This is a genomic window from Pseudomonas sp. SWRI51 (assembly GCF_014268825.1).
Classification (GTDB): Bacteria; Pseudomonadota; Gammaproteobacteria; order Pseudomonadales; family Pseudomonadaceae; genus Aquipseudomonas; species Aquipseudomonas farsensis.
In genome coordinates this window covers 14,551-27,396 of the sequence record NZ_JABWRG010000067.1, presented here as the reverse complement: position 1 = coordinate 27,396, position 12,846 = coordinate 14,551, and the positions used below count along the sequence as shown (strand labels likewise).

At 62.8% G+C, this 12,846-nt stretch carries 10 protein-coding genes; 9 read left to right on the top strand and 1 reads right to left on the bottom strand.

Annotated features, from left to right (window positions below):
* Positions 1 to 179: 179 nt before the first annotated feature.
* From HU720_RS17570 to HU720_RS17535, 8 genes are read left to right on the top strand one after another with little or no spacing between them, the layout of a single operon-like run.
* The gene (locus HU720_RS17570; RefSeq protein ID WP_186521210.1) at positions 180 to 1,937 is read left to right on the top strand and encodes a carbamoyltransferase; all 1,758 of its coding nucleotides are present in this window, start codon (positions 180 to 182) and stop codon (positions 1,935 to 1,937) included.
* A complete protein-coding gene (locus HU720_RS17565) occupies positions 1,921 to 3,051 on the top strand; it encodes a glycosyltransferase (protein WP_186521209.1) in 1,131 nt (376 codons plus the stop codon). Before HU720_RS17570 ends, HU720_RS17565 begins: the two co-directional genes overlap by 17 nt.
* Entirely contained in the window at positions 3,051 to 3,947 is an 897-nt protein-coding gene (locus HU720_RS17560; protein WP_186521208.1) for a GNAT family N-acetyltransferase, read from the top strand. The genes HU720_RS17565 and HU720_RS17560 overlap by 1 nt, the downstream gene beginning before the upstream one ends.
* Entirely contained in the window at positions 3,944 to 5,353 is a 1,410-nt protein-coding gene (locus HU720_RS17555; protein WP_186521207.1) for a PIG-L family deacetylase, read from the top strand. The genes HU720_RS17560 and HU720_RS17555 overlap by 4 nt, the downstream gene beginning before the upstream one ends.
* 30 nt (positions 5,354 to 5,383) lie before the next feature.
* Positions 5,384 to 6,265, top strand: a complete 882-nt coding sequence (locus HU720_RS17550) for a DUF6625 family protein (protein WP_186521206.1) — start codon at positions 5,384 to 5,386, stop codon at positions 6,263 to 6,265.
* Positions 6,262 to 7,416, top strand: coding sequence for a glycosyltransferase (locus tag HU720_RS17545; RefSeq protein WP_186521205.1), 1,155 nt, complete (start codon positions 6,262 to 6,264; stop codon positions 7,414 to 7,416). The genes HU720_RS17550 and HU720_RS17545 overlap by 4 nt, the downstream gene beginning before the upstream one ends.
* Positions 7,413 to 8,297 carry a glycosyltransferase gene (locus tag HU720_RS17540; protein WP_186521204.1) on the top strand — a complete coding sequence of 295 codons (885 nt, stop codon included), beginning with the start codon at positions 7,413 to 7,415 and terminating at the stop codon, positions 8,295 to 8,297. Before HU720_RS17545 ends, HU720_RS17540 begins: the two co-directional genes overlap by 4 nt.
* A gap of 12 nt (positions 8,298 to 8,309) precedes the next feature.
* Positions 8,310 to 8,930: a CatB-related O-acetyltransferase gene (locus HU720_RS17535; RefSeq protein WP_186521203.1), complete on the top strand. Its 621-nt coding sequence runs from the start codon at positions 8,310 to 8,312 to the stop codon at positions 8,928 to 8,930.
* A 39-nt stretch (positions 8,931 to 8,969) separates the two neighbouring features.
* Here the strand turns inward: HU720_RS17535 and HU720_RS17530 are convergent, their stop codons facing one another.
* Entirely contained in the window at positions 8,970 to 10,817 is a 1,848-nt protein-coding gene (locus HU720_RS17530) for a bifunctional O-antigen ligase/aminoglycoside phosphotransferase family protein (RefSeq protein ID WP_186521202.1), read from the bottom strand.
* A 144-nt stretch (positions 10,818 to 10,961) separates the two neighbouring features.
* Here HU720_RS17530 and msbA point away from each other — a divergent pair, with 144 nt between their 5' ends.
* Positions 10,962 to 12,767 (top strand): lipid A export permease/ATP-binding protein MsbA, encoded by a 1,806-nt coding sequence (gene msbA / locus HU720_RS17525; protein WP_186521201.1) that lies wholly within the window; start codon positions 10,962 to 10,964, stop codon positions 12,765 to 12,767.
* Positions 12,768 to 12,846: the final 79 nt, after the last annotated feature.

The following is a 12,846-nucleotide window of genomic DNA, read 5'->3' as shown; positions in this document are numbered from 1 at the left end:
AGCTATGTGGGAGCGGGCTTGCCCCGCGATGGTGCTGCAGATGCCGCCATCGCGGGGCAAGCCCGCTCCTGCGTCTGTTCATCGCGCCCGGCGATGTTTGCGTTATAATCCCGCCCCTTTAGCCGTCACCCACCCCAGAGGCCGGTGGCGCACTTCTATCGAATTGAGAGGCTAGACCCTTGGCACTGACGATTCTTGGCCTGTCCGGCGCCCTTAGCCATGACCCTTCCGCGGCCCTGTACATCGACGGCAAACTGATTGCCGCCGCCGAAGAAGAGCGCTTCGTGCGTGACAAACATGCGAAGAACCGCATGCCTTACGAGTCGGCAAAGTTCTGCCTTGAGCAGGCCGGCATCAAGCCGTCCGACGTTGACGTGGTGGCCATTCCGTTCGCCCCGATCAGCCTGTTCGGCAAGGCGCGCTGGCACTATGCCAAGCGCTACTGGTACGCCCCGGACCGCGCCCTTGATGCGTTGCTGATGGGTAACCGCCGTTATAAGCGCTACCGCAACAAGATTGTCTGGTGCCTTGAGCAACTGGGCTTTGACCCGAAAAAAGTCAAGATCGAGCCGGTCGAGCACCACTTGGCCCACGCCTCCAGCGCGTACCACTGCTCGGGCTTCAAGGAAAAGACCGCAATCCTGGGCATCGATGGCAAGGGCGAGTACGCCACGACCTTCTTCGGCTACGGCGAAAACGGCAAGATCCACAAGATCAAGGAATTCTTCGACCCTGACTCGCTCGGCGGCCTGTACGGTGCTATCACCGAGTTTCTCGGTTTCGAGATGCTCGACGGCGAATTCAAGGTCATGGGCATGGCGCCCTACGGCGATGCCAGCAAATACGACTTCTCGCGCCTGGCCAGCTTTGAAAACGGCGAACTGGTGATCAACACCGAGTACGCCAACGTGATTGGCCTGCGCCGCTATAAAGAGAAGGGCAAGGGCTTCTACTTCTCGCCCAAGCTGATCGAGTGGCTGGGCCCGAAACGCGAAGGCGACATCGCTGACGAGCCGTACATCCATTACGCCGCCAGCATGCAGGCGCTGTTCGAAAAGCTCGCCCTGCAGATGATCGACCATTACCTGGGCGACACCCTGCGCGAAACCGGCAAGCTGGCCTTCGCCGGCGGCTGCGCGTTGAACGTCAAGCTGAACCAGAAGATCATCGCCCGCCCGGACGTCAAGGAGCTGTTCGTCCAGCCGGCTTCCGGCGACGCCGGGACCGCGGTGGGTGCTGCGGCCTATGTGTCCCACGCCCGTGGCGTGCCGGTCGAGAAGATGGAACACGTCTACCTCGGCCCTGCGTACTCCAACGAAGACGTGATCGCGGCCTGCGCCCGTCACCCGAGCCAGCCAAAATGGCGCAAGCTCGACAACATGCCGGAGCAAATCGCCAAGATCATGGTCGATGGCAACCCGGTGGCCTGGTTCCAGGGCCGCATGGAGTTCGGCCCGCGTGCGCTGGGTGGTCGTTCGATCATCGGCTGCCCAAGCGTTGCCGGCGTAGCCGACCGCATCAACCACCAGATCAAGTTCCGCGAGCGTTGGAGGCCTTTCTGCCCGTCGATGCTCGACACCGTCGCGCCGCAGATGATCAAGATCGATCACCCGGCCCCGTTCATGACCTTCACCTTCGAAGTGTCCGAAGAATGGAAAACCCGTGTGCCCGAAGTGGTTCACGAAGACGGCACGTCCCGCGCCCAGGTGCTCAAGCGCGAGTACAACCCGCGCTACTACGACATGATGAAAGCGCTGGAAGTGCTGACCGGCAACGGTGTGTCGCTGAACACCTCGCTGAACCGCCGTGGCGAGCCGATGATCTGCTCGCCTACCGACGCGCTGAACATGTTCTTCGGCTCGGACCTGCAATACCTGATCATGGAAGACATCCTGGTAGTCAAGGACGGCGCGGCGGCTTATGACCAACCGCTCTGAAGCGCGGGTCTTGCAGTTCTGTCATAGCTATGACGGGCCGTTTCTCGACTGCGCCCGTCAATATGCCAGCCTGTTCCAGGGTAGCGGCTACAAGGTCACCACCGTGTTCCTGACCGGCGCCGCGGACCCACAGGTAGCCGCAGGCTGCGCCAGCGACGAAGTGCTGTTCATGCAGTTCAGCTCGGCCGCTGTGCGCGGCCTCAAGCTGGGGGCGATTGCCGCGCTGCGCAAAATTGCCGCGCAGCGTCATTTCAGCTTCTGCATCGCCCACCGTGCCAAGCCGATCTACGTCGCCTTGCTGGCTACCAAACTGCAGGTAATCGGGGTGCACCACGCCTTCGGGGACTACGCGCGCAAAGGCCGGCAGCTGTTCGCCAACCTGTTTCGCAAGCGCCTGAGCCTGCTCGGTGTTTCCGATGCGGTGCGCGACGACATGCGCCGTTGCCTGGCGCAGTGGCCTGCCGAGCGTATCCAGACCCTCTACAACCGCATCGATGTGCAGGCGCTCAAGGCCAGCCTTGTGCCGCGTGCGCAGGCGCGTGAAGCGTTGGGCCTGCCGGCGCAGGCGTGGGTGGTCGGCAACGTCGGCCGCCTGCACCCGGACAAGGACCAGGCAACTTTGCTGCGTGGTTTTGCCCAGGCATTGCCCGGGCTACCCAGCGGTGCTCGCCTGGCCATTCTTGGCAAGGGGCACCTTGAGGCCAGGCTCAAAGCACTTGCCGCAGAACTTGGCATCGATTCCAGTGTGGATTTCGTCGGCCAGGTAGCGGATGCGCGGCGGTACTTCCAGGCTTTCGACGTGTTCGCCTTGAGCTCGGATCACGAGCCGTTCGGCATGGTTCTGCTCGAAGCCATGGTTGCTGGCGTGCCAGTGCTGGCTACGGCCTGCGGCGGTGCCCGCGAGGTGGTTGAAGGCGTCGGCGTGCTGTTCCCGCTGGGCGACGCAGCGCAGTTGGCCCAAGGCCTGCAGCACTTGGCCGGGTTGGCCGATGAGCAACGCACAGCCTGCGCGCAGCACATGCTGCAGCGGCTCAATGAGCGGTTCAGCGATCAGGCGGTACGTGACACCTTCTGGCAGTTGCCGCATGTGCGTGAACTGGGAGCGCAGGCCTGATGCTCAATTACCTTCAAGCCTGGCGCGAACGCGGCTGGCAGGTGATCGATGCGCTTGCCTATCGCCAGGCGTGGGATCGTTTTGGCGGCAGTGTCGCCACCCATCCGCTGGTGATCGAGACGCTTGCCGAGCTTGCGCAGATTCCGGTGCGCTACCTGGGTTGGTCGCAAAACGGTGAATTGCAGGCCGCAGTACCCGTTTGGGGGCGGCATATCGCGCTGTCCAAGGACGTCCTCAAGCGTCATGGCAAGAAAGGCCTGTTCGACCTGGGCAACGCCGAGATCATTCTGCCTGCCGCAACGGGTGCAGGGGCGCCGCTACGCCATGCTGGGCGCTACCTCTGCGAGCTGAGCGAGGGCCGCTTCGCCGGGCTCCGGCCCCAGCCTGAGCAACTGGCCATGGCGCGCCCGCACGAGGCGCTTTCGAAGAAATTCCGTTACAACCAGCGCCGCGAGTTGCGCCTGCTGGAGGAGGCCGGGGGCGTGGTGCGACCGGTCAGCGAGTTTGCGCCAGCGCAGATTGCCAGCATGTATTGCGACCTGTTTCAGCGCCGCTGGGGCTTTCCTGCGGTGGGTGGCGAGCGGCTGGCGGAGGTGCTTGAGGCGTTGCAGTCGTTGCTGATCGGTTCGGTGGTGTTTCTCGAAGACGCGCCGATTGCGATTCAACTGGTTTACCGAGTTGAAGCCCCAGAGTGGATCAGCGTGGAGTACGTCAATGGGGGTGTAGACCCCGAGACTCGCGCCTTCAGCCCTGGCAGCGTGTTGAGTTTCCTGAACACGCAGGCCGCTTGGGAAGACGCCCACGCGCGGGGCAAGGCCCTGCGCTTCTCGTTCGGCCGTGCCGACCGCGAGTACAAAGAGCGCTGGTGCCATCCAGTGCCAGTGTTCCAGTCATGAATCGCAAGCAGGCGCTGCTCAGGCGCCATCGGCGTAACAAGCGCATCGGCGTGCTGGTGGGGTTGGTTGCGCTGGTGCTGATCGGAGCGGCGACCTGGTGGTGGTTGCCCCTGCTGTTGCTGCCGCTGCTGTGGGTCGCCCACGAGGCGTGGTTCGCTGACCACCTGTTCTACGCCGCCACTCAGGACTATGCCTATCGCTTCCCGGCAGGCAGCGAACAGGTTGGCGTGGCGTGGGTGGATGGGCATCTGCAGGCGCCTGGCCTGCAACTTGGCGGTGATGAAACCCTGGTCTTGCAGGTCACCCTTCGTTGCGCCTGGCTTGGGCGGCTGCTAGACCCGGGTGTGCGCCTGAGCTGCGCCGGGGGGCATGACCTGCAGGTCTTCGAGCGCGGCGTACGCGGCAAGCGCTTTCTCAACCTAAGTGGCCTGGCGCCTGCGCTGTGCGATGGCAGCCTGGCTGTGCGCGGCCGCTTCTGCCGGCTGGTCGGCGAGCCACGGCTGTGGGTGCTGCGCCAGCCCGACCTGCTCAGCAAGCGGGTCATGGTCATCGCTCCGCACGCCGACGATGCCGAAATCGCCGCCTATGGCCTATACAGCCAGGCCGCCGAGGCGTGGATCGTCACCCTCACCGCGGGTGAAATCGAAGCCGAGCATTATCAGCAGATGGGCCTTGGGCGAGCGCAAGCGGCCCGCCTGAAAGGCCGGCTGCGCGCATGGGACAGCCTGGCAGTACCCCGTTGGGCGGGCGTGGCGCAGGAGCGCTGCGCACAGCTGGGCTACTTCTGCTTGCAGCTGCAGGCGATGCGTGACGCGCCCGACCAGCCAATCGGCTCGCGTGAGGCTGACCTTTGCGACACCCGGCCATTTCGCGCCTTGAACAGCCTGCAATTGCCCGGTGACGACGGCCTGCCAACCTGGAACAACCTGTTGGCCGACCTGCGCGCGCTGCTGCTGAAGGCCCGGCCCCAGGTGATCGTGATGCCGCACCCCACGCTAGACCCGCACCCGGACCATGTCTGTGCTCGGCAGGCGCTGGTCGAGGCGCTGCAAGGCCTGGACTGGCAGCCTGAACTGATGCTGGGTTACGCCAACCACCTGCATGACAACGACCGGTGGCCCATGGGCGACAGCGGCGCAGGCATTGCCTTGCCGCCGATGCTGGATGAGCAGGGCGACTGGGCCCCTTGCAGCCTGTCACTTGATCTGCCACGCCAGCACGACAAGGCGATGGCGCTGGGTATGATGCACGATCTACAGCCACCGCAGCCGTTCAAGCGTCGTTTGCGCCGTGCTATCCAGCGCTGGCTTGCCGGGCGTCGTGGCTCGCCGTACGGTGAGAACGAGTTCTTCCGCAAGGCAGTACGCCGACACGAGCTGTTCTGGATACTGAATCACGAAAGCTGATGTAAGGATTGCATCCTAGGTGAGTTTCTATTGAAAACGTCGAATCCACGCATACTGTTCATCATTCCCTATTTCGGGCAATGGCCGTTCTGGATGCCGCTGTTTCTGGAAAGCTGCCGGCGTAACGCCGACATCGACTGGCTGCTGTTCAGCGACTGCGGCGTGCCTGCCAACCTGCCGGCCAACGTGCGCATCGAAGCCATCAGCTACACCGATTACTGCCAATTGGTCTCGGCACGTCTGGGTATCGATTTCGCCCCCGCGCAGGCCTACAAGCTCTGCGACCTCAAGCCTGCCTTGGGTTACATCCATGAAGACCGGCTGCAGGGCTATGACTTTTGGGCGTTCGGCGACATCGACCTGATCTACGGCGACCTGCGCGGGTATTTCACCAATGAGCGGCTGGCCCGCCACGATTTCTTCTCCACCCACGAGCGCCGCGTAGCTGGCCACCTGTGCCTGATGCGCAACACGCCGTGCAAGCGTTCGCTGTTCATGCGCATGAAAGACTGGCGCCGGCGGCTCACCGACCAGGTGCACCACGCGCTGGATGAAGGCGCGTTCACCCGCGTGTTCCTGCGCCACAAGAACTTCCCCAAGCCTGTGTTCAACCTGCTGGGCAAGCTGTACCCGCTGCGTCGGCGCAGTGAGTTCAAGGAAGCGTTCAGCACCCCTGGCGGCTGTATTGCGTGGCAGGATGGCACGTCGAACTTCCCGCGGCGCTGGTTCTGGCGCGGCGGGCGCTTGACCAATGATCTGGATGGCAAGCAGGAGTTTCCGTACTTCCATTTTGTTTGCTGGAAGCGCAACGAATGGGCCAACCTCAAGCCTGACCCGCAACACCTGCAGCAAGTCGCGGGCGCCAGCGCCTGGGTCATCAGCGAGAACGGGTTTCATCAGGAAGAACTATGAAGCAGCGTTTCAAGGTCCTGCAATTGCAGCCTGACTACAACATCAAGCACCACGATTTCGCCGACCTGGCCGAGCAGATTTTCAAGGCGCTGCCGGCTGATCGTTTCGAAACCACCATGGCCTTCCTCAAAGGGCGCCCTGGCCCGCTCGATGCGGTGAGCCGTGCCGACCGTTCGGTGTATTTCGAGTTTTCCGACAAGGCCCTCAAGGGCATGCGCCTGAGGGCTTCCTGGCAGCTGTTTCAGTTTTGCCGGCGGGAAAAGTTCGATGTGGTGATCTGCAACCGCTTCAAGCCGGTGAACATGCTGCTGCAGCTCAACCGCTGGCTGAAGGTGCCGCTGTGTATCGGCATTTCCCACGGGTTCGGCGAGTACGACCGTGTCTACCGTCGGCGTCAGGCCCAGCGCCTGATCGATCAGCGTTGGCAGTTCGTGGGTGTGTCTCCTGCGGTCAGGCAGTACCTGATCGACCTCGACTGTGGTTTCACCGCTGAAAACACCCATGGCATCACCAATGCCATCGATATCGAGCAGGCTGAGGCGTTGCAACTGGATCGTCCGACTGCCAGGCAACAGCTGGGCCTGCCTGCCGACGTGCGCCTGATCGGGGCATTGGGGCGGCTGGTGCCGATCAAGGGGCACACGTACCTGATCGAGGCGTTTGCCGCGCTCAAGGACAAGTACCCTGATACTCACCTGGCGATCATTGGCGCAGGTCGAGAGCAGGCGCGGTTGCAGCAGCAGATCGAGCAAGCCGGCCTGGCGGGGCGCGCCCATTTGCTGGGGTTCAGGGAAAATGCCCTGCAATATGTGCGCGCGTTCGATATCTGGACCATGCCGTCGTTGGCCGAAGGCCTTGGTCTGGCATTGCTGGAAGGGATGAGTGGCCATCTGCCGGTTATCGCCTCCAGCGTCCCTGCCATGTTGCCGCTGATCGAAGGTGCCGGCGGGCTACCGGTGGCGCCTGCCGATGTGGCCGGCTTGACCGCAGCGCTGGACACCTACCTGGCCCTCGACCCGGCATCTCTGCGTGCCAAGGGCGAGCAGGCCTACCACTACCTCAAGCATGAGCACGACATCGAAGAGTTCCGCCAGCGCTATCTGGCGCTGATCGAGTCAGGCCTGCACGCTGCACCGAAGGAGCTGTCATGAGTGTTACCCAACCGTTGGTCACGGTGATCATCGCATCGTACAACCACGGGCCCTACATTGAGGAAAGCATCCTCAGTGTCATCAACCAGACCTACAGCAATATCGAATTGCTGGTGGTCGATGATGGCTCCAGTGACGACAGCGTCGAACGTATCCAGCGGCTGCAGGCCGTGCACGGCTTCGATTTTCGCGTGCAGAAGAACATGGGCCTTACGCACACTCTCAACGAGGCCATTGCCCGCGCCCAGGGCAGCCTGATCGCACCGTTCGGTTCCGACGACATCATGATGCCGGACCGCATCGCCATTCAGGTCGAGTACATGGCCGACAAGCCCGAGGTGGGCATCTGCGCCGGCAACATCGAATTGATCGATTCCGACGGCGCGTTGTTCCCCGAGGCTCGGCAGCGCCGGGATGTGCCGTTCCGGCGCCTGGATTTCGACGACATGTTCCTTGAGCGCAAGCCCTATCCGCCGGCCCCTACCTTGCTGTTCCGCCGCGAGGCCCTGGAAAAGGTCGGCGGCTTCGACCCGCGCATCCGCCTTGAAGACTTGCTCATCGAGTTGAAGGTCACCCACGCGGGTTACTTCATCGACGGGTTGAGCGTGGTGATGGCGCGCTATCGCAAGCACGCCACCAACTCGTACAAGAACCACCGTTTCATGATCGACAATATCCTGCGCACCTATGCCCTGTTCAGCGACCACCCTCGCTATGAAGAGGTCAAGTACAAGGCGCTGAACTCGATGTTCCTCAAGACCGCCAACCGTGACCGCGCCTTGGCCCGTGAACTGCTTGCGCAGATTCCGTTCAGCGCCTTTACGCGCAAGACCTGGCGTGGCCTGGGGCGCTTGTGGTTCATGCCTCTGGAAAAAAACTGAGCGGAGCAGGCCATGGGCTGGTTGCAGCGTTACCGTGAAAAGCAGGCCAAGCGTGCCATTCGCAAACTGCCCCACCTTGAGCGTGGCCAGGCGCGTTTCAAGGCGCGCTACCCCGACTACGCGTTCGGGGTTGGCAGCTATGGCGTGCCGCTGGTGCATGACTGGCAGGAAGGCGCCACCCTGCGCATCGGCGCGTTCTGCTCCATAGCCGAGGGCGTGCAGATATTCCTCGGTGGCCATCATCGGGTCGACTGGGTCACCACCTATCCGTTTCCGGCGATGCTCGAGCAGGCGCGCGATATCCCCGGCTACGCCTTCAGCCGTGGCGACGTCGAAGTGGGTAGCGACGTGTGGTTGTGTTCCGGCTGCGTGCTGCTGTCCGGGGTCACCATCGGCCATGGCGCTGTTGTTGCTGCCTCGGCAGTCGTCAGCCGAGACGTGCCGCCTTATGCGGTAGTGGCTGGAAACCCCGCCCAGGTGGTCAAGTGGCGCTTCCCTGAAGAGGTGCGTGCACAGCTGCTTGCTGCGGCCTGGTGGGAGTGGCCGCAGGAAGAGATTGGCGAAGTGGTGGGCAAGCTTTGCAATACCGATATCCAGGCCTTTCTGGACTACGCCCGCCAGCGCAAGCGTTGACCTGCGGCCACCGCACGGGTGGCCGCAAATCAGCGGTGATCAGGCGTTGCCAGCGGCACTGATGCAGCGCTGAACCCGCGCCGTGGCACTGGCGCTGGCCTGCTCGGCATACCCTTGCAGCAACTGCGCGGTGTTTTCCTCGAACAACCAGGTGCTGTCTTCGGGATAACGTTGCATATGGCGCAGGTTGCGTTGGCGCAGCTTGAGCGGCAGCGGGCTGGGCCGGATACGCATGTCGGCCAGGTCGATCAGCGCAAACGCGTCGTTGTGTACCAGCACGTTGCCCAGGTGCAGGGAGCGGAAATACACCCCCTGTTCGTGCAGGCGCGCCAGGTAGTTGCCAAAGCGCAGTACCAATGCCTGACGCTGTGCTGGCGACGGGCTCTGTTGCAGCGCCTCACGCAGGGTCTGGCCAGGCAAGGGCTGGTAATGCACGGCGGTGCTGGCATCGGTGAACCGGTACAAGCCCAGTATCGTCGGGGTGGTGAAGCCCAGCTGTGCCAATTGCTGGCTGTTGCGCACGAAGCGCGCCGCATAGGGGTTGATGAAGCCCGAACTGTACCAGGCGCGACGGCGGAACAGCTTGAGGAAGCTGCCGTCTGCCAGGCGCAGGACCTTCGGCCCGAGGCCATCCTGTTCGATCACGCTGGCAGCCGCGGTCAACTGCTCGGCTTGGGCCGGGGACAGGTCGCGCAGGGCGGGCGTTGCGATACGCCCGCTACGTTGGGCGATGTTCAGGGCCGCGAGCAGGGCCAGGGGAATCCACAGCAGGAACCAGTGCTCCTTGGGCCGGGACATGATGCCGCCGCCTTCGGTCAGGCCCGCAGCAATGCCATACACCAGCAGGCTCGAGGCCAGGACGAACAGCGGATGGCTGCGGTTGCGCCAGCCGCTATAAAGGCCCAGAAGCAGCATGCCGGCCCAAGGCAGGAAGCCGAGTACGCCGACATAGTAGAGCGTGCCGATCGGGAAGCTGTGGGGCTCGCTGAAGGGGATGCGAAAGCCAAGGTCCAGCGCCAGATGGGCGTCATAGCCATGCCCGAGCCATGGCTGCTGGGCAACCAGCTGCAGTGCCGCGGTCCACAGTTCGATGCGGTAGGAGCCGCCGCGGTTCAGCCCCATGTGGGGAAACATCACAACTGCACCAATAGCTACAACCAGCAGGGCACCCACGAGCAAGGCCGAACGGCGGTCCCTGTGCAGGAAGGCGAGCCAGAACGCAGCGGCGGTGAGTGCCACGAGCGGCGTTCGCGAGCCGGTGGCCAGCACCACGAGGCCCATCACACCCAAGGCGCAGGCGCTCAGGGTCAGTACCCGCAGATCTTTGCTGGTCATGCACAGCGCCAGCCAGTAAATGGTGAAGAAACCGAATACGTGTGAGCTGAGCAGCGGGTTGTCCAGTGCCCCACCGCCTATAAGGCGAAGCTTGGGGGCGTAGAACCTGAAATAGTCGACCAGATGTGGCAGGGTAAGCAGCAGCGCGACAAGGGCGCTCGCCATCAAGACCGGTTGCAGCGCCTCCAGGCGGTGACGCAACAGCAGGGCCATGCCTGCGAACAGCATGAAGATGTGCAGCGGCCGCTTGATCAAGCCAGAGACGCTATCCTCGGTATCGCTCCAGGCAATACTGACGATCGCATAGCCTGCGAACACCAGGAACACCAGCACCAGTGGTTCGCGCAGCACCTGGCGCCATTCGCCTGGGCGCAGGCACAGCGCGATCAGGGCGGGTGCGCTGAAGAGGGCGTAATAAGCCTTGTGCATGTGGCTACGGTCGGGCAGCAGAAACAGCGCGCTCAGCAGCAAAAACAGCCCTGCTGGCAACACCCACAGGCAGATCGAGTCGAAGAGGCGGTCGGCGCCGGTCTTGATACAGCTCGGTTGCATGGTCATTATCGATGGCGAAAAAGGTTGGCCATGGTAGCGCAACTTGCCCGTGAATGCGCTCCCATCGGGGCTGCCCAATGGTGTGCCGGCGCTCCGGGCAAGCTGTGTTAAAGTCTGCGTCCCATTCCAGATTGCTCACCTGTCATGACCGAATCCAGCGGCGCCTCCAGCCCATCGAGCCTGAAGATCTATTTCCGCCTGCTTGGCTATGTGCGGCCCTATGTCGGCCTGTTCCTGCTGAGTATCGTGGGCTTTCTGATCTTCGCCTCGACCCAGCCGATGCTTGGCTACATCCTCAAGTACTTCGTTGACGGCCTGTCCAACCCGGCCGCCAGCCTGTTCCCCAACGTCCCTTACCTGCGCGACATGCAATTGATGCACACCGTCCCGGTGCTGATCATCCTGATCGCCGCCTGGCAGGGCCTGGGCTCGTACCTGGGTAACTACTTCCTGGCCAAGGTCTCGCTTGGCCTGGTCCACGACCTGCGCGTGCAACTGTTCAACAACCTGCTCACGCTGCCCAACCGTTATTTCGACCAGAACAACTCCGGGCACCTGATCTCGCGCATCACCTTCAACGTGACCATGGTCACCGGTGCTGCAACCGATGCCATCAAGGTGGTCATCCGCGAAGGCATGACGGTCATCTTCCTGTTTGGCTCGTTGTTGCTGATGAACTGGCGCCTGACGCTGGTGATGATCGCGATCCTGCCGCTGATTGCGCTGATGGTCGGTACCGCCAGCAAGAAATTCCGCAAGCAGAGCAAGAAGATCCAGGTGGCAATGGGCGATGTCACCCATGTCGCTTCCGAAACCATCCAGGGCTACCGTGTGGTGCGCAGCTTTGGTGGCGAGGTCTACGAGAGCCAGCGGTTCCTCAAGGCCAGCCGCAGCAATACCGACAAACAGTTGCGCATGACCCGCACCGGCGCCATCTACACGCCGCTGCTGCAACTGGTGATCTACATCGCCATGGCCATCCTGATGTTCCTGGTGCTTTACCTGCGTGGCGATTCCTCTGCCGGTGACATGGTTGCCTACATCACCCTGGCCGGGCTGTTGCCCAAGCCTATCCGGCAGTTGTCGGAGGTGAGTTCGACCATTCAGAAAGGCGTGGCCGGTGCCGAGAGCATCTTCGAGCAACTGGACGAAGAGCAGGAAATCGACAAGGGCACCGTTGAGCGCGACGCGCTGACCGGCCGCCTTGAGGTTCGCAACCTCAGCTTCACCTACCCGGGGACTGACCGGCAGGTACTCAGCGATATCAATTTCACTGTGGAGCCTGGGCAGATGGTTGCGCTGGTGGGGCGTTCGGGCAGTGGCAAGTCCACGCTTGCGGCGCTGATCCCGCGGTTTTACCACCACAGCACCGGAGAGATTTTGCTGGATGGCATCGAAGTCGAGGACTTCAAGCTGCTCAACCTGCGCCGGCATATTGCCCAGGTCAACCAGCATGTCACCCTGTTCAGTGACACCATTGCCAACAATATCGCCTACGGCGACCTGGCCGGTGCGCCCCGCGAGGCTATCGAGGCCGCAGCCGAAGCGGCCTATGCCAAGGAGTTCGTCCAGCAGTTGCCGCACGGTTTCGACACCCAGGTGGGCGAGAACGGCGTGCTGCTGTCTGGTGGCCAGCGCCAGCGCCTGGCTATCGCCCGGGCGTTGCTCAAGGATGCACCACTGCTGATTCTCGACGAGGCAACTTCGGCGCTGGACACCGAGTCCGAGCGGCACATCCAGGCCGCCCTGGACCGGGTGATGCGCGACCGCACCACGTTGGTCATCGCTCACCGCCTGTCGACCATCGAGAAGGCCGACCTGATTCTGGTCATGGACCAGGGGCGTATCGTCGAGCGCGGCAGCCATGCCCAGCTCATGGCGCAGAATGGCTACTATGCCCGCCTGCACGCCATGGGCCTGGACGAGCCAGGTACTGGCGATCTCACCTGACACGGCTGGCCCGGAGCCTGCTGCCGGCGCCCACGGGCGTCGGTCGATCTCTGGGCGGCTGTGCTAATATCCTGCCCCT